Origin of the sequence: Pseudomonas sp. WOUb67, from assembly GCF_050058005.1 — a bacterium.
GTDB lineage: Bacteria > Pseudomonadota > Gammaproteobacteria > Pseudomonadales > Pseudomonadaceae > Aquipseudomonas > Aquipseudomonas putida_R.
Genome location: NZ_CP170112.1, coordinates 3,672,064 through 3,689,462, shown reverse-complemented (window position 1 = coordinate 3,689,462; position 17,399 = coordinate 3,672,064). Strand labels below are relative to the sequence as shown.

General features: G+C 63.5%; 14 protein-coding genes and 1 pseudogene. 13 read left to right on the top strand and 2 right to left on the bottom strand.

What is annotated here, in order from left to right; all coding sequences use genetic code 11:
- Positions 1-24: 24 nt before the first annotated feature.
- The 5 genes from ABOC32_RS16525 to ABOC32_RS16505 all read left to right on the top strand — a co-directional run bounded on the left by ABOC32_RS16525 (position 25) and on the right by ABOC32_RS16505 (position 6,065).
- Positions 25-1,728: an amidase gene (locus ABOC32_RS16525; protein ID WP_426807985.1), complete on the top strand. Its 1,704-nt coding sequence runs from the start codon at positions 25-27 to the stop codon at positions 1,726-1,728.
- Between the two features lie 185 nt (positions 1,729-1,913).
- Positions 1,914-2,588: a helix-turn-helix transcriptional regulator gene (locus ABOC32_RS16520; RefSeq protein WP_426807984.1), complete on the top strand. Its 675-nt coding sequence runs from the start codon at positions 1,914-1,916 to the stop codon at positions 2,586-2,588.
- Entirely contained in the window at positions 2,585-3,502 is a 918-nt protein-coding gene (locus ABOC32_RS16515; RefSeq protein ID WP_426807983.1) for a pyridoxal-phosphate dependent enzyme, read from the top strand. The genes ABOC32_RS16520 and ABOC32_RS16515 overlap by 4 nt, the downstream gene beginning before the upstream one ends.
- A gap of 187 nt (positions 3,503-3,689) precedes the next feature.
- Positions 3,690-4,787 (top strand): carboxynorspermidine decarboxylase, encoded by a 1,098-nt coding sequence (nspC, locus tag ABOC32_RS16510; protein ID WP_003248125.1) that lies wholly within the window; start codon positions 3,690-3,692, stop codon positions 4,785-4,787.
- A 33-nt stretch (positions 4,788-4,820) separates the two neighbouring features.
- On the top strand, positions 4,821-6,065 hold the full coding sequence (locus ABOC32_RS16505; protein WP_003248123.1) for a saccharopine dehydrogenase family protein: 1,245 nt from the start codon (positions 4,821-4,823) through the stop codon (positions 6,063-6,065).
- A 160-nt stretch (positions 6,066-6,225) separates the two neighbouring features.
- Here ABOC32_RS16505 and ABOC32_RS16500 read toward each other — a convergent pair whose 3' ends face one another.
- Positions 6,226-7,272: a class I SAM-dependent methyltransferase gene (locus tag ABOC32_RS16500; protein WP_426807982.1), complete on the bottom strand. Its 1,047-nt coding sequence runs from the start codon at positions 7,270-7,272 to the stop codon at positions 6,226-6,228.
- A gap of 244 nt (positions 7,273-7,516) precedes the next feature.
- Between ABOC32_RS16500 and ABOC32_RS16495 the strand changes: the two genes are divergently transcribed.
- The 6 genes and pseudogenes from ABOC32_RS16495 to ABOC32_RS16470 all read left to right on the top strand — a co-directional run bounded on the left by ABOC32_RS16495 (position 7,517) and on the right by ABOC32_RS16470 (position 13,381).
- The gene (locus ABOC32_RS16495; protein WP_426807981.1) at positions 7,517-8,854 is read left to right on the top strand and encodes a UDP-glucose dehydrogenase family protein; all 1,338 of its coding nucleotides are present in this window, start codon (positions 7,517-7,519) and stop codon (positions 8,852-8,854) included.
- A complete protein-coding gene (locus ABOC32_RS16490; protein ID WP_426807980.1) occupies positions 8,842-9,816 on the top strand; it encodes an NAD-dependent epimerase/dehydratase family protein in 975 nt (324 codons plus the stop codon). Before ABOC32_RS16495 ends, ABOC32_RS16490 begins: the two co-directional genes overlap by 13 nt.
- A gap of 34 nt (positions 9,817-9,850) precedes the next feature.
- Positions 9,851-10,594 carry a glycosyltransferase family 2 protein gene (locus ABOC32_RS16485; RefSeq protein ID WP_426807979.1) on the top strand — a complete coding sequence of 248 codons (744 nt, stop codon included), beginning with the start codon at positions 9,851-9,853 and terminating at the stop codon, positions 10,592-10,594.
- Entirely contained in the window at positions 10,591-10,863 is a 273-nt protein-coding gene (locus tag ABOC32_RS16480) for a lipid-A-disaccharide synthase N-terminal domain-containing protein (RefSeq protein ID WP_426807978.1), read from the top strand. Before ABOC32_RS16485 ends, ABOC32_RS16480 begins: the two co-directional genes overlap by 4 nt.
- A 3-nt stretch (positions 10,864-10,866) precedes the next feature.
- A complete protein-coding gene (locus ABOC32_RS16475; protein WP_426807977.1) occupies positions 10,867-12,423 on the top strand; it encodes an ArnT family glycosyltransferase in 1,557 nt (518 codons plus the stop codon).
- Positions 12,420-13,381, top strand: a pseudogene (locus ABOC32_RS16470) (SdiA-regulated domain-containing protein). Before ABOC32_RS16475 ends, ABOC32_RS16470 begins: the two are co-directional and overlap by 4 nt.
- A 17-nt stretch (positions 13,382-13,398) precedes the next feature.
- Here the strand turns inward: ABOC32_RS16470 and mqo are convergent.
- The gene (gene mqo, locus ABOC32_RS16465; RefSeq protein WP_426807976.1) at positions 13,399-14,964 is read right to left on the bottom strand and encodes a malate dehydrogenase (quinone); all 1,566 of its coding nucleotides are present in this window, start codon (positions 14,962-14,964) and stop codon (positions 13,399-13,401) included.
- Between the two features lie 145 nt (positions 14,965-15,109).
- Here mqo and ABOC32_RS16460 point away from each other — a divergent pair, with 145 nt between their 5' ends.
- Together ABOC32_RS16460 and ABOC32_RS16455 are read left to right on the top strand one after the other, a co-directional pair.
- Positions 15,110-16,330, top strand: coding sequence for a putative DNA modification/repair radical SAM protein (locus tag ABOC32_RS16460; protein ID WP_426807975.1), 1,221 nt, complete (start codon positions 15,110-15,112; stop codon positions 16,328-16,330).
- On the top strand, positions 16,321-17,166 hold the full coding sequence (locus tag ABOC32_RS16455) for a TIGR03915 family putative DNA repair protein (RefSeq protein WP_426807974.1): 846 nt from the start codon (positions 16,321-16,323) through the stop codon (positions 17,164-17,166). Before ABOC32_RS16460 ends, ABOC32_RS16455 begins: the two co-directional genes overlap by 10 nt.
- Positions 17,167-17,399: the final 233 nt, after the last annotated feature.

Here is a 17,399-nt window from a genome sequence, read left to right as displayed (position 1 = left end):
CTGCATAATTTTTTTGGTGAACGCATGATCGAGGTAACCGAGGTTTCCATTGCCGAGCTGCGCGACGCGCTCGAGTCGGGCCGCACGACGGCGGTCGAGCTGGTCAAGGCTTACCTGGCGCGTATCGACGCCTATGATGGCGCAGACACCGCCACCGCCCTGAACGCTGTCGTGGTACGCAACCCCGAGGCGCTGAAAGAAGCCGAGGCCTCCGACGCCCGCCGCGCCCAAGGCCAGGTTCTGAGCCCGCTGGATGGCATCCCCTACACCGCCAAGGACAGCTACCTGGTCAAAGGCCTGACCGCCGCTTCCGGCAGCCCGGCCTTCAAGGACCTTGTAGCCCAGCGCGACGCCTTTACCATCGAGCGCCTGCGCGCCGCGGGTGCTGTGTGCCTGGGCAAGACCAACATGCCGCCCATGGCCAACGGCGGCATGCAGCGCGGCGTGTATGGCCGCGCCGAAAGCCCGTACAACGCCAACTTCCTGACTGCGCCCTTCGCCTCGGGCTCGTCCAACGGTGCCGGCACCGCCACCGCCGCCAGCTTCAGTGCTTTCGGCCTGGCGGAGGAAACCTGGTCCAGCGGCCGTGGTCCAGCGTCCAACAATGGCCTGTGCGCCTACACCCCATCCCGCGGCGTGATCTCGGTGCGCGGCAACTGGCCGCTGACCCCGACCATGGACGTGGTGGTGCCTTACGCCCGCACCATGGCCGACCTGCTGGAAATCCTTGACGTGGTGGTTGCCGATGACGCTGACAAGCGCGGCGACCTGTGGCGCCTGCAGCCTTGGGTGCCGATCCCTGCGGCCTCGACTGTGCGCCCTGCTTCTTACCTTGACCTGGCAGTGGATGCCAGTGCACTCAAGGGCAAGCGCTTTGGCGTGCCGCGCATGTACATCAATGCCGATGCCGAAGCGGGCACCTCGGAAAAACCAGGCATCGGTGGCCCGACTGGCCAACGCATCAACACCCGCGCCACTGTGATCGACTTGTGGCAACAAGCACGCCAGGCCCTGGAAGCGGCCGGCGCCGAAGTGCTGGAAGTGGACTTCCCGCTGGTGTCCAACTGCGAGGGCGACCGCCCGGGCGCGCCGACCGTTTACAACCGCGGCATCGTCAGCAAGGAGTTCCTGCATGACGAACTGTGGGAGCTGTCGGGCTGGGCCTTTGACGACTTCCTGCAAGCCAACGGCGACCCCAAGCTCAACCGCCTGGCCGATGTCGATGGCCCGCAGATCTTCCCCCACGACCCGGGCACCCTGCCCAACCGTGAGGACGACCTGGCGGCTGGCATGGACGAGTATGTCAACATGGCCAAGCGCGGGCTGAAAACCTGGGACCAGATCGAGACCGTGCCTGATGGCCTGCGCGGCCTGGAGCACACCCGCAAACTGGACCTGGAAGACTGGATGGACAACCTGGGCCTGGACGCGGTGCTGTTCCCGACCGTGGCCGATGTGGGCCCGGCGGATGCCGACGTCAACCCGGCATCGGCAGACATCGCCTGGAGCAACGGTATCTGGGTGGCCAACGGCAACCTGGCGATCCGTCACCTGGGTGTGCCGACCGTCACCGTGCCAATGGGCGTGATGACCGACATCGGCATGCCGGTGGGGCTGACCTTTGCTGGGCGTGCCTATAGCGACAATGCGTTGTTGAGCTTTGGTGCGGCCTTCGAGGCAACCGGCTCGCGCCGCATGATCCCGCCGCGTACTCCAGCTTTGGACTGATTACCGGGGCTGCTTCGCAGCCCATCGCCGGCAAGCCAGCTCCCACAGGAAACCCACAATACTTAGCGCCTGTGCAGTACCTGTGGGAGCTGGCTTGCCGGCGATGGGGCCAGTAGAACCACCGCAGATCGCAAAATTCAACTTTATGTGTAAAAATACACAAAATGTTGATTTTGCGATTTGCCATGCCTATCACCCCCCGCGAAGAACGCCACCTCACCCTTACGGTGCTCAAGGCCGCCATCCAGGCCTTGGGCAGCGTTGCCGCACGCAACATGGAAATCCTCCTGCACGACCTGGACCACCCCGAGCATTCCGTGGTGGCGATCGTCAACGGCCACCTCTCCGGCCGCAGCGTCGGCAGCCCGATCCTTGCCGCCCCTGAGCAGGACCAAGGCTTCAAGGCGCTGATGCAGGCCTCAGCCGACCAGCGCGGCAGCGAGCCGGTGGTACTGCCCGACTACCCCACCACGCTCAAGGGCCGCACCCTGCGCAGCGCCACCGCCATCTTTCGCGACAGCACCGGCCACCCCTTCGCCAGCCTCTGCGTCAACACCGACGTCACCGGCCTGGACGCCGCCATGAGCTTTCTCCAACAGTTCCAACCGCTGGGCGCCACGCCTGCCGTCAGCGAACCCGCCGACATGGAGCTGCTGATGAGCGAGATCATCCAGGCTTCCCTGCAACGCAGCGGCCAAGGCCGGATGAACAAACAGGCCAAGGTCGAAGCCGTGCGGGTCATGCAGGAGCGCGGCCTGTTCATCGTCAAAGGCGGCGTGGAAAAGGCCGCCACTGCCCTCGGCGTAACCCGCTACACCATTTACAACTACCTTGAACAATTGCGCGGAACCAGCCAATGACCTTGCATATCCACACTCCCCTGATCGAATCCCGTTCCATGTCGTTGGCCGCAGGCCGAAACATCTGGCTCAAGTTCGATGCCCTGCAACCTTGCGGCTCGTTCAAGCTGCGCGGGGTGGGCCACGCCTGCGAAGTGCATCAGGCCCGTGGCGCCCGGCAGTTCATCTCTTCGTCGGGCGGCAACGCCGGCCTGGCGGTGGCCTATGCGGGGCGCAAGCTGGGTGTGCCGGTGACCGTGGTAGTCCCCGAGACCACCACCGAGCGTGCCAAGGAGTTGCTGCGCCAGGAAGACGCCAACGTGGTGGTGCATGGCAGCTCATGGCAAGAGGCAAACGCCTTGGCGCAGACCTTGGTGGGGCCGGATGATGCGTTCATTCACCCGTTTGACGACCCGCTGCTGTGGGCCGGGCATGCCAGCCTTATCGATGAAGTTGCACAAGCAGGCGTAAAACCGGACGCCGTCGTGCTGTCGGTAGGCGGTGGCGGGTTGCTCAGCGGTGTGGTCGAGGGGCTGCAGCGCAATGGCTGGGGTGATGTACCAGTGCTGGCAGTGGAAACCCACGGCGCCGCATCGCTGCATGCGGCCATGCAGGCGGGGCATTCGGTCGAGCTGGAGCGCATCGCTTCGGTGGCAACCTCGCTGGGGGCAAAGCGGGTCGCCGATCAGGCGCTGGCCTGCACACAGCAACACCCGGTGCACAGCCACCTGGTCAGCGATCGTGCGGCGCTGGAAGCCTGTGAGCGGTTCCTGTTGGACCACCGCCTGCTGGTCGAGCCGGCGTGCGGGGCGGCGTTGGCATTGGCGTATGCGCCTGGCGCATTGGCGCAATACCAGAATGTGCTGGTGGTGGTTTGTGGTGGCGCTACGGCAACGCTGGAGCAAATTAAGGCGTGGTTGCAGCAAGCCGATTGAGGCTGCCACCTGTCGGTGGTGATTACGATAGTCACATGCGCCTGTTCTACTAAGCCCGCCGCAACCGGAAAAATGCCCTCGCAACGGCGTCAACCCTGACGAAATGCGTATCGCACCCTTTCGGTCTGCGGCAAGTGAAGGCACAATGCGTGTCCTTTTTTTGGCCGGCCTGGCCGGGGGCCTTTAAATGATCAAGACGCCGTATTACCTCATCGATAAAACCAAGCTGCTCAGCAACATGGAGAAGATCGCCTACGTGCGTGAACACTCCGGTGCCAAGGCGCTGCTTGCCCTCAAGTGCTTCGCCACCTGGTCGGTCTTCGACCTGATGCAGCAGTACATGGACGGCACCACCTCGTCCTCCCTCTTCGAGCTCAAGCTCGGCCGCCAGAAGTTCGCCGGCGAAACCCACGCCTACAGCGTGGCGTGGGCCGACGACGAGGTCGAGGAAATGCTCGAGAACTGCGACAAGATCATCTTCAACTCGATCGGCCAGCTGCAGCGCTTTGCCGAACAGTCCGAAGGTAAAGTGCGCGGCCTGCGCGTCAACCCGCAGGTCAGCAGCTCCGACTACCTGCTGGCCGACCCGGCTCGTCCGTTCAGCCGCCTGGGCGAATGGGACCCTGCCAAGATCGAGCAGGTGATCGAACAGATCTCCGGTTTCATGTTCCACAACAACTGCGAGAACGGCGATTTCGGCCTGTTCGACAAGATGCTCACGCACATCGAAGAGCGCTTCGGCCACCTGCTGCACAAGGTCGAGTGGGTCAGCCTCGGTGGCGGCATCCACTTCACCGGTGAAGACTACGCGGTAGACGCCTTCTGCGCGCGCCTCAAAGCCTTCTCGGAAAAATACGGCGTGCAGGTGTACCTGGAGCCGGGCGAAGCGGCCATCACCAACAGCGCCTCGCTGGAAGTGACCGTGCTCGACACCCTGTACAACGGCAAGCACCTGGCCGTCGTCGACAGCTCGATCGAAGCGCACCTGCTCGACCTGCTGATCTACCGCCTCAACGCCAAAATGGCCCCCAACGACGGCGAGCACACCTACATGGTCTGCGGCAAGTCGTGCCTGGCCGGTGACATCTTCGGCGAGTACCAATTCGATCGCCCGTTGGCCATTGGCGATCGCCTGTCGTTCATCGACACGGCGGGTTACACCATGGTCAAGAAAAACTGGTTCAACGGTCTGAAGATGCCATCCATCGTGGTGAAGCAACTCGACGGCAGCGTCGAGGTGGTCCGCGAGTTCGGTTTCGAAGACTACGTTTCCAGCCTGTCGTAAGGCCGGCTTTCCAAGTAAGGAGCAAAAGGTAAATTGAAGAAGAACGTTCTTATCATTGGTGCAGGAGGTGTCGCCAAGGTGGTGGCCCACAAGTGCGCACAGCATAACGACGAACTGGGTCGTATCGCTATCGCGTCACGGAACATCTCCAAATGCCAGGCCATCATCGACAGCGTCAAGGCCAAGGGTAGCCTCAAGGTACCCGCCGACATCCAGGCCTTCTCGCTCAACGCCCTCGATGTCGAGGCAACCAAGGCGCTGATCCGCGAGACCGAATCGCAGATCGTGATCAACGTAGGTTCCGCTTTCCTCAACATGTCGGTGCTGCGTGCCTGCATCGATACCGGTGTCGCCTATCTGGACACCGCCATCCACGAAGAGCCGGGCAAGATTTGCGAGACCCCGCCGTGGTACGGCAACTACGAGTGGAAACACCTCGAAGAGTGCCAGGCAAAGAACATTACAGCCATTCTCGGCGTCGGTTTCGACCCGGGTGTGGTGAACAGCTACGCCAAACTGGCGCAGCAGCAATATTTCGACAGCATTGATTCGATCGACATTCTCGACGTCAATGCCGGTTCGCATGGCAAGTACTTCGCCACCAACTTCGACCCGGAAATCAACTTCCGCGAGTTCACCGGGCAAGTATGGAGCTGGCAGAACAGCCAGTGGACCAGCAACACCATGTTCGAGGTCAAGCGTACCGACGACCTGCCTGTGGTAGGTTCGCAAAACCTGTACCTGACCGGCCACGACGAAGTTCACTCGATTTCGAAGAACCTCAACGTGCCGAACGTGCGTTTCTGGATGAGCTTCGGCGAGCACTACATCAATGTGTTCACCGTGCTGAAAAACCTGGGCCTGCTCAGCGAGCAACCGGTGAAAACCGCCGAAGGCCTGGAAGTGGTACCGCTGAAAGTGGTCAAGGCCGTACTGCCAGACCCGGCCTCGCTGGCCCCTGGCTACACCGGCAAGACCTGCATCGGTGACCTGGTCAAGGGCACCAAGGATGGCCAGCCGCGCGAAGTCTTCATCTACAACGTGGCTGACCACGAAGAAGCCTACGCCGAGACCGACAGCCAGGGCATTTCCTACACCGCCGGTGTACCGCCAGTGGCTGCCGCCCTGCTGGTTGCCCGTGGCGAATGGGATGCCAAGCGCATGGTCAACGTCGAGGAGCTGCCAGCCGAGCCGTTCCTCAAGGCGCTGGACGTGATGGGCCTGCCGACCCGCGTCAAAGATGAAAAAGGCGATCGTCCTTGGGACGCTGAAGCCTAAGCAACAAACAGAAGGGGCGCCACATGGCGCCCCTTCTGCGTTTCCAGGCCTGGCCTCTTCGCGGGCTCGCCCGCTCCCACAGGTAATGTGCTTCTTTCATGCCTGTGGTGATCCTGTGGGAGCGGGCAAGCCCGCGAAGAGGCCAGTGCAGGACTACACCCTACTTGCGCGCCTCAAGAATCAGGTTGAACGGCGTCTGCGTCGCCCGCCGGAACCGGCTGAACCCCGCCTCCTCGAACACCGCCCGCAACCGCGCCTCCCCGGCTTGCGCGCCCAGCCCCAGGCCCACCTCCTGCGACAGCGAATTCGGCGTGCAGATGAAGGTAGACGCTGCGTAGAACAAGCGCCCGACCGGCGTCAGGTTGGCGTCCAGCGAATCCTCGGCATACGGCTCTACCAGCATTACCGTGCCGTCAGCTTTCAACGCACGATAGGCATGCCTGGCTGCCCCCACCGGGTCGCCCATGTCGTGCAGGCAATCGAAAAAGCACACCAGGTCATGGTCATGCCCCGGGTAATCCTTCGCGCTGGCCTGCTGAAAGCTCACCCGCTCCGCCAGCCCCGCCTCACGCGCACGATCGTTGGCGGTGGTGATGGAAGGCCCGTGGTAGTCGTAGCCGACGAAGGTAGACGCCCCAAACGCCTGGGCCATGACCAGCGTCGAGGCGCCATGCCCGCAGCCTACATCCGCGACCTTGGCGCCCGCCTGTAGCTTCGCCACCACGCCCTCGAGCGCTGGCAACCACTCAGCGACCAGAAACGTACGGTAGCCCGGCCGGAAAAACCGCTCGGTACCGCTGAACATGCACGGGTGGTGGTCCCCCCAGGCCAGCCCGCCATCGCCGCGCATGGCCGCGACCAGCTTGTCCTTGTCATGGAACAGCGCAGCGATCACGGCGGCCCCACCGGCCATGTAAACCGGGGAGTCCTCCAGCGCCAGGGCCATGGCCTGCTCTTCGGGCAGCACAAAAAAGCCCTTGTCGTGTGCCATGTAACCCGAAGCGGCCTGGGCGTTCAGCCATTCGCGCACCAGCCGTGGATGGCAGCCGGTTTTTTCCGCCAGCGCTTCGGGGGTAGTCGGCTGGCTGTCGGCCATCGCCCGGTACAGCCCCAGCTCGTCGCCAAGGATGACATTGGCCAGGGTCGCCGCTGCGCCCATGTCGCCCACCAGCTTGCCCATGAAATCGTGAAGCCTTGCCTCGTCCATGACCTGCCCTCCTCTGCAAGAAGGCCATCGCCAGCGAGGGAACTCCGCTCCGGGGAGGCGGTGGTCGGTTCAAGGGTTTGGGCTCGCCCTACAACGCGTTGTCGCGAGCACTCGGTAAGTCTAGATCCTTTGCCCGTACGCACCGGGAAACCGACCACATAGCGGCTGAATTCATCCTTCAGGTAACAAATCCTAAACAACAATGTGACATTTTTTTTCAGCTTTCCTATCAAGGAGCTGAACGATGAAAGTCACGGTTTTCGGTACCGGCTATGTCGGCCTCACCCAGGCAGTGTGCCTGGCCCAGGTGGGGCACTCGGTGTTGTGCATGGATGTCGACGCCGAGCGGGTTGCCACCCTCAATGAAGGCCATTGCCCGATCTTCGAGCCTGGCCTTGCGCCGATGCTGGAGAAAAACCTGGCCTGCGGGCGCCTGCGCTTCACCACCGACGCCAGGGCAGCAGCCAACTTTGCCAGGTTGCAGTTCATTGCAGTCGGCACACCGCCGCAAGCCGATGGCAGCGCCGACCTGAAGCAGGTTTTTGCCGTGGTCGACAGCATTCTTGAACATGCTGACGGCGCCAGGGTGATCGTCAACAAGTCCACCGCGCCGGTCGGCACGGTGCACCGCATCAAGTCGCGGATAGCCCAGGCCGGCGCCGAAACCGGTCGCTTCCAGGTAATCAGCAACCCGGAGTTTCTCAAGGAAGGCTCGGCCGTGGACGACTGCATGCGGCCGGACCGCATCATCATCGGCGGCGCGGAACCGGCCGAAGTGGAGCTGCTGCGCGAGCTGTACCTGCCGTTCAGCCGCAACCGCGAAAAACTCATGGTGATGGATGCACGCAGCGCCGAGCTGACCAAATACGCGGCCAACTGCATGCTGGCGACCAAGATCTCCTTCATCAACGAAATCGCCAACCTGGCCGAGCACCTGGGGGCCGATATCGAAATGGTGCGCCGTGGCATCGGCTCCGACCCGCGCATCGGCTACGACTTCATCTACGCCGGTTGTGGCTTTGGCGGCTCGTGCTTCCCCAAGGACCTGCAAGCCCTGCGCCGCAGCGCCGAGGCTGAAGGCTTCGAGCCGCAGTTGCTGCGTGCAGTGGAGTCGGTCAACGAACATCAGAAGGGTCGGCTGTTCAGCAAGATCCAGCGGCACTATCCCGATGGCCTGCGAGGCAAGGTATTTGCCCTGTGGGGACTGTCGTTCAAGCCCAACACCAATGACATCCGCGAAGCCTCCAGCCGAATCCTGCTGGAAGCGCTGTGGGCGGCTGGCGCGCGGGTACAGGCCCACGACCCGCAGGCGATGGACGAAATCCTGCGACACTACGGCCCGCGCGCCGATCTGCAGCTGGTGCCCTGCAAGGACGATGCGCTGGAGGGCGCCGATGCGCTGGTCATCGTCACCGAATGGCAGGACTACCGAGTGCTGAACCTGGACAAGGTGCCGGATTTGTTGGCCGATCGGGTGGTGTTCGACGGCCGCAACCTGTTCGAGCCTGAGCACATGGCCGCTGCCGGCCTGACCTACTACGGTATCGGCCGCGGCCAGGTGCAGCCAGCATGCCCGTACTGATTACCGGTGCGGCCGGCTTTATCGGCTTCCACGTGGCGCGCCGCCTGTGCGAGGCTGGCATCGAGGTGGTCGGCATCGACAACCTCAATGCCTACTACAGCGTCGAGCTGAAACGGGCGCGCCTGCAACAGCTGTCCGGCTTCGCCCATTTCCGCTTCCAGACCCTCGACATCGCCAACAGCGCCGACCTGCAACAGCTGTTCACCGGGCAGGCATTCAGTGAAGTGATCCACTTGGCGGCCCAGGCCGGGGTGCGCTATTCGCTGGACAACCCCGGCGCCTATGGCCAGGCCAACCTGGTCGGCTTCCTCAACATACTCGAAGCCTGCCGCCAGCAGCCGCCGCGCCACTTGATCTACGCCTCCAGTAGCTCAGTGTACGGCGCCAACGCCAAGTTGCCGTTCAGCGTCGACGACCCGGTCGAACAGCCAGTGTCGCTCTATGCCGCCAGCAAGCGCGCCAATGAACTGATGGCGCACAGCTATGCGCACCTGTATCGCCTACCGGCCACCGGTTTGCGCTTTTTCACCGTCTACGGTCCTTGGGGCCGCCCCGACATGGCGCTGTTCAAGTTCACCCGCGCCATGCTCGAAGGCCGCCCGATCGAGATTTACAACAACGGCCTGATGGGGCGCGACTTCACCTACATCGACGACATCGTCGAAAGCATCCTGCGCCTGCGCCTCAAGCCACCACAGCCTGCCCAGGGGCAACCGCCCTGCCAGCTGTTCAACATCGGCCGCGGCCAGCCGGTTCGCCTGCTGCACTTCGTCGAGTGCCTGGAGGACGCCCTGGGCATCAAGGCCCAGCGCGACTACCTGCCACTGCAAGCGGGAGACGTGCTGGAGACCTGGGCCGATGTGGGCTCGCTGGCGCGCTGGATCGACTTCACCCCGGGCACATCGCTGGAACACGGCGTTAACGCTTTCGTTGGCTGGTACCGGGATTTTTACCGGGTTTGAGCCGCGCACTCACAACAAGACCACAGGTAGCCTCATGACAGATCCACTTGACCTCTCGGTACTGATCCCCGCCAAGAACGAGGTCGACAACCTGCCATCACTGTTGATGGAAATCCGCGCCGCACTGGCGGCCGAGCACTATGAAGTACTGGTGGTCGATGACGGCAGCAGCGATCGTACCCTCAGCGTACTGCAGCAACTGAAAAGCCAGGGTTACACCCAGCTGCGCATACTGCGTCATGAGCGCTCGCTGGGCCAGAGCACCTCACTGTGGCATGCCGCGCAGGCGGCTCGCGGCCAGTGGCTGGCCACCCTCGACGGCGACGGCCAGAACGACCCGGCAGACATCCCGGGCATGCTGGCCCTGGTGCGCGCCAACCAGGCCCTGGCCGGCGGCGTGAAACTGGTCGCCGGGCACCGCGTCAACCGCCGTGACAGCGCCAGCAAGCGCTGGGCGTCACGTTTTGCCAACAACCTGCGCAGCCGCCTGCTCAAGGACGCCACGCCAGACACCGGCTGCGGCCTGAAGCTGATAGAACGCGCAGCCTTCCTGCGCCTGCCCTACTTCGACCACATGCACCGCTTTATCCCGGCGCTGATCCTGCGCCACAACGGCCGCATGCTGGTGCACCCGGTCAACCACCGGCCACGCCATGCGGGAGTGTCCAAGTACGGCAACCTGGACCGCGCCCTGGTCGGCATTCTCGACTTGTTCGGGGTGTGGTGGCTGATTCGCCGCACTCGCCTGGACAGCCGCCCGCAGGAGCTTGAAGGATGACCCGCGAAACCCTGTGGCTGATCATCGGCTTCGCCGGCCAGGCAGTGTTTACCGGGCGCTTCGCGCTGCAGTGGCTGTACAGCGAGTTCAAGCGGCGCAGCGTGATCCCGGTAGGTTTCTGGTACCTGAGCATGCTCGGCAGCGCGCTGCTGCTGACCTACGCCATCTACCGCCAGGACCCGGTGTTCATCATCGGCCAGAGCTTCGGCTTCCTGGTCTACCTGCGCAACCTGCAACTGATCGCCCGCAACCAGGAACAGAAGGAATAACCCTTGCCCAGGTTCAAGACGCTTGGGGCCGAACGCCTGGCCCTGATTGCCCTCGCCGTAGTGTTGGTGGGCGCGGGTATCGGCTGGCGACAGCCGATGAATGTGGATGAAGAGCGCTTTCTGGGCGTGGCCCTGGAAATGCTGCAAAACGGCAACTGGTTCATCCCCCATCGGGCAGCGGAAATCTACGGCGACAAACCGCCGCTGTTCATGTGGACCGTGGCCCTGTTCAGCCAGCTGACCGGCTCGCCCAAGGTCGCCCTCTACCTGCCCGGGCTGATGTCGGCGGCAACCATCACCTGGGTGCTGCATGACCTTGGGCGGCGCCTGTGGAACCGGCGCATCGGCGTGATCGCCGCCTTGCTGTTCCTGGCCACCTACCAGAGCTACAGCATCCTGCGCACCGGGCAGATCGACAGCTTCCTGTGCCTGTGGGTGGCGCTGGGTTTCTACGGCATGGTGCGCCACCTGCTACTGGGCCCAGCCTGGGGCTGGTTCTACCTGGCCTGTGCGGCCATGGGGCTGGGCATCATCAGCAAGGGCGTGGGCTTTGTCCCGGCGCTGATGCTGCTGCCCTATGCCTGGGCGGTACGCCAGCGCTGGCACGGCGTTGTGGCCATGCCTGGCCAAGGTTGGCGCTGGACACTTGGCCTGCTTTGCCTGCTGGCCGGTTGCGCGGTGTGGCTGCTGCCCCTGCTGGTGTCGATCGCCCAGGGCGGTGGCGCAGCGGAGCTGGCCTACCTCAAGGAAATCCTGCTGCGCCAGACCGCCAGCCGCTATACCAATGCCTGGGACCATCGCGAGCCATTCTGGTACTTCTTCGTCAAGGTCATTCCCAAGTACTGGCTACCACTGGTGCTGGCCCTGCCCTGGCTGGTACCGGCCTGGCGACGCCAGCTGCAAAAGCGCGACGGGCGCTTCTTGCTGCTGCTCGGCTGGGTGGCCTTGGTGCTGCTGTTTTTCAGCCTCAGCAGTGGTAAGCGCAAGCTGTACATCTTCCCAGCGCTGCCGGGCCTGGTGCTGGCCATCGCCCCGCTGATACCGTGGCTGCTCAAACGCTGGCTGCTGGGCCGGCCGGCCTGGCGCAAAGCCTTTGTGGCCGTGGCCCTGATATGGTTCGCACTGTGGTTCACCCGCGGCTTCGTCGAGCCGCTGAAGGAGGGCCGCAATCCGCATGAGACGTTGATGAGCGAAGCGGCACGCGCCACCGGCGGTGCCGAGCTGGTGCTGGTCAACTGGCGCGAAGGGCATTGGCTGTTTGCCCGGCAGCCCATCGTGCATTTCGGCTTTACCGGCCAATCCAAGGCGGACGCGGCGGCCTATTGGCTACGCCACAACCCCACCGCCTTCGCCCTGATCCCGGCCTCCGAACTGGGCCGCTGCTTCAGTACCGACAAGGCGCGCAAGCTGGGCGCGACGTCGCGGGCCGAGTGGTATGTGGTGGGCGCCGATGCCGAGAACGGCCAGTGCCAGGCCGCTGCCCCCAGCCAGGTCTACCACTTCGCCTGGGCCGGTACGCCGGCCAACCAGCAAGCTGTTGCGGAGCACGCCCGGGAATGACCAGCCAGACCTTGCAAGCCCAACACCGGCGTTGGTGGAAGCGCGCCAACCGCTGGAGCCAGATGGCTGCCGTGACAGTGCTACTGGCCATGTGCGTGGTCGGCATCGAGGCCGCCCGCTCGTTCTGGCCGCAGCAGCTTTACGCCCACCTGAGCAACCGCTGGACCGGCGACACCGCCCCCGGGCAGAACATCTGGCTGCCGGCCTTCCAGGTAGCCATCGACGCCAAAGTGGTGGAGCAAGGCCTCGGCAATTTGTCCGGGATCACCTACGACTACGACCGCGACCGCTTGCTGGCGGTCACCAATGGCTACCCTATGGAACTGCTGGAACTGAGCAAGGACGGCGATATTCAGGCGCGCTATCCCTTGGTGGGCTTTGAGGATGCCGAGGGCCTTGCCTACCTGGCAACGCTCGTCTGGCCATCAGCGATGAACAGTTGCAACGCCTTAGCGTGGTTTCGCTGCCCGACCACCCACAGCCCATCGATGCCAGCAAGGCCCAGTGGATCACCCTCGGCATCAACCCGACGGCCAACAACAAGGGTTTCGAAGGCGTGGCCTACGACCCCCAGCATGATCGCCTGTATGCCATCAAGGAGCGCGGCCCACGCCAGCTGTTCGAAGTCAGTGGGCTGATCAAAGCACTGAATGGCGGAGCCTTGCACCTTACGATCAATGACCGGCGCGACTGGGTGAAGCGCAGTGTCTTCGCCACCGACCTGTCAGACGGCTACTACGACCCACGCACCGGCCACCTGTTGGTGCTCAGCGACCAGTCGAAGAACATCACCGAACTGGACAGCAACGGCCGCTTCGTCAGCATTCGCTCGCTGCGTGCCGGCATCGGCGGGCTGGGCCGCGATGCACCGCAGCCCGAGGGCATGACTCTGGACAGTGCCGGCAACCTGTACATCGTCAGCGAGCCGAACCTGTTCTACCGGTTCAGCAAGCCCTGAGCTCGCCTACCGTCACGCTAAGGCGCAGGAGGATCAAGCTGCAGCACCTCGTTGGTATACGCCCACTCCTTCAATACCTGGTCGGGGTGGTCGTTCAGGCGCATGCCGTAAGACGGGATGATTTGCTTGATCTTGCCCTGCCATTCCGGCGTTGCTACCTTGTCCTTGAACACCTTGTTCAGCACATCGAGCATGATCGGTGGCGCGGTCGAGGCACCCGGCGAAGCCCCCAGCAACCCGGCGATGCTACCGTCCTTGGACATCACCACCTCAGTACCGAGCTTGAGCACGCCACCGAGTGCTTCGTCCTTCTTGATGATCTGTACCCGCTGACCCGCCTGCCACAGCCGCCAGTCTTCCTTCTTCGCTTCGGGGAAGTAGGTGCGCAGCGCTTCGAAGCGGTCATTGTCGGATTGCAGCACCTGGCCGATCAGGTACTGCACCAGGTCAAACTCGCGTACCCCGACCCGCACCATCGGCCAGGCGTTGTGCACGCTGGTACTGGCAAGCAGGTCGAGCAGCGAGCCTTGCTTGAGGAACTTGGTCGAGAAGGTGGCGAACGGCCCGAACAGGATCATGCGCTTGCCATCGAGTACCCGGGTGTCCAGGTGCGGCACCGACATCGGCGGCGCACCGGTGGCGGCAATGCCATAGGCCTTGGCCATGTGACGCTGCGCGATAGCAGGGTTGTCGGTGACCAGGAACGAACCGCCGACCGGGAAACCGGCATAGTCCTTGGCCTCGTCAATCCCCGACTTCTGAAGCAAAGGTAGCGCAGCACCACCAGCACCAATGAACAGGAACTTGGCGTCGGTGGCCGCCTTGCTGCCATCTTTGAGGTTCTTGTACTCGACATGCCACGAGCCGTCGTCGTTACGGGTGATGTCCTGTACCTCGGTGGACAGCTTGAGGTCGAAGTTCGGCCGGGTCTGCAGGTAGCCCACGTACTGCCGGGTAATCTCGCCAAAGTTGACGTCGGTACCAATCGGCGTCCAGGTTACCGCCAGTTTCTGGTTGGGGTCGCGCCCTTCCATCATCAACGGTACCCACTTGCGGATCTGCTCATGGTCCTCGGAGTACTGCATGGGCTTGAACAGCGGGCTGGCCTGCAGCGCCTCGTAGCGCTTTTTCAGGAAGCGGATGTTGTCGTCACCCCAGACGAAGCTCATGTGAGGGGTGGTGTTGATAAACGAATGCGGGTTCTTCAACACCCCCTGCTTCACCTGCCAGGCCAGGAACTGACGGGTGACCTGGAACGACTCATTGATCTCCACCGCCTTGCTGATGTCGATCTTGCCGTCTTTTTCCGGGGTGTAGTTGAGTTCGGCCAGTGCCGAGTGGCCGGTGCCGGCGTTGTTCCAGCCGTTGGAGCTTTCTTCTGCGACCTTGTCCAGGCGCTCGACCATTTCCATCGACCAGCCCGGCTCCAGCTCGTTGAGCCAGACCGCCAACGTGGAACTCATGATGCCACCGCCCACCAGCATCACATCGACCTTCCTGGCTTCTGCGGCCTGAGCATTGAACATGCCAAGGGCCAAGGCCAGCCCGGCCAGCGCCAGCTCCGGCTTCAGGGTGATTTTCATAACCTTTTCCGCGCCTCGTTGCTATCCGTAAGTCCAGCCACAAGCTTAGCTGACGGATTTAGTCGGGCATGGCTGGCGCACAACCACTTGCAATCCGTCACATCTCAAAATACTGTATGAATATTCAGTACAGCGAGACAGCCCCATGCAACTCATCGCCAAACTCGGCATCCTTGCCGACGCCGCCAAGTACGACGCATCGTGCGCCAGCAGCGGTGCACCCAAGCGCAATTCGCGTGGCGGCGACGGCCTGGGCGCCACCAACGGCATGGGCATCTGTCACAGCTACACCCCCGACGGCCGTTGCGTGTCGCTGCTCAAGGTACTGTTGACCAACTTCTGCCTGTACGACTGCCAGTACTGCGTGAATCGCCGTTCCAGCAACGTCCCCCGCGCGCGCTTCAGCCCTGAAGAAGTGGTGCGCCTGACCCTGGATTTCTACCGACGCAATTGCATCAGCGGCCTGTTCCTCAGCTCCGGCATCATCCGTTCGGCGGACTACACCATGGAGCAACTGATCCGCGTAGCCCGGCTGCTGCGCGAAGAGCACAACTTCCGCGGCTACATACACCTCAAGACCATCCCCGATGCCGACCCGCTGCTGATCGAAGAGGCCGGCCGCCTGGCCGACCGTCTCAGCGTCAACATCGAGCTGCCCACCGACGCCAGCCTCAAGCGCCTGGCGCCGGAAAAACACGCGCACACCATCCGCCAGGCCATGGGGGTCATTTACCAGGGCCAGCAAGCCGTGGCCAACGAGCCCAAGGCCCCGCGCTTCACCCCTGCCGGGCAAAGCACCCAGGTCATCGTCGGCGCCGACAGCACCGACGACAGCACCCTGCTGCGCAATGCCGAGTCGCTGTACCAGGGTTACGGCCTCAAGCGCGTGTACTACTCCGCCTTCAGCCCGATCCCCGACAGCCCGGGCAGCGTGCCCCTGGCTGCACCGCCGCTACTGCGCGAGCACCGCTTGTACCAGGCCGACTTCCTGCTGCGCGGGTACGGCTACAAGGCGGGTGAATTGCTGCGCCAGAGCGGCAACCTGGCGCTGGACATCGACCCCAAGCTGGCCTGGGCGCTGGCCAACCGTGATATTTTTCCGCTGGATGTAAACCGCGCCGAGCCTGCGCTGCTCGCGCGCATTCCCGGTATCGGCCTGCGCAGCGTGCAGCGCCTGGTCGCGCTGCGCCGGGAACGGCGAATCCGCTATGACGACCTGATCCAGTTGCGCTGCGTGCTGGACAAGGCGCGGCCGTTCATCGTCACCAGCGATTACCGCCCAGCCCAGGCCGAGCTGCGCAGCGGCTTGCTGCGCGCGCGTTTGCGTGAGCCGCAAGCGCCGGTGCAGATGGGGTTGTGGGGATGATTGCACTCGACTGCGATGACCGCTTCGCCACCTGGCGGGATCAGGCCCGTGTGTTGCTGGGGCATGGCATCGACCCGTCGCAAGTCACCTGGGCACAGGGCCCGATGGCAGACCTGCTGGCGGTGCCTGCATCGCCCCCTGAAGGCCCTGGCCCCTTTCGCGCCAAGGTGCCTGCCGCGCTGCTGAGCCAGCTGGAACAGGCTGCCCGTTACCGCGGCGAGCAACGCTGGAACCTGTTGTACGAAGTGCTCTGGCGGGTGGCCCATGGTGACCGCACGGCCATGCTGGCGGGTGACCGGTTGGGCAGCGAACTGCAACGACGCATCAAGCAAGTCAGCCGAGAGGCGCATCACCTGCATGCGTTTGTGCGCTTCGTGCCGCTGCCAGAAGCGTTGGCAGAGCGCCTGCAACTTGATCTGGTGGCCTACCACGAACCGGCGCATGACATTCTGGAGAGTGCCAGCCCACATTTTGCCGACCGCCTGGGGCGTTTGCGCTGGTTGATCGCCACACCACAGGATGGCATCCACTTCGACGGCCAGGTGTTCGATTATCGACGCCAGTGCCCCGAGCCCTGGCAGCAATGGGCGCGCAACGCCGATGACCCAGGCGCCGAGCTATGGCGCACCTATTACCGCCACACCTTCAACCCCGCCCGCCTCAACCCCGATGCCTTGCGCTTGCATATGCCCGGGCGGTTCTGGCGCCATCTGCCAGAAGGCATGCTGATACCGCAGCTCGAAGGCCTGGCCCGCCAAGGCAAACAGCGGGACGGTCAAGCGCTCGAAGTCGCCGCTCAACCCGGCAAACAGATCAACACTCCAGCAGGCAGCTGAAAAAACGACTGACTCACGCTGTCTTACTATGGCGTCTTCAAGCTTGCACGATCACTGTGGGAGCGGGCGCGCCCGCGAACACGGGCGTAGCCCGTGCCATCCACCGCGTTGCCTGCTTCGCGGGCATGCCCGCTCCCACAGGTGCAGCGCAAGCCCTGGCCACACTCGGTTCCTGTGGCAGCGGCTTTAGCCGCGAACACCGGCGTAGCCGGTGCCATCCACTTCAATGCCTG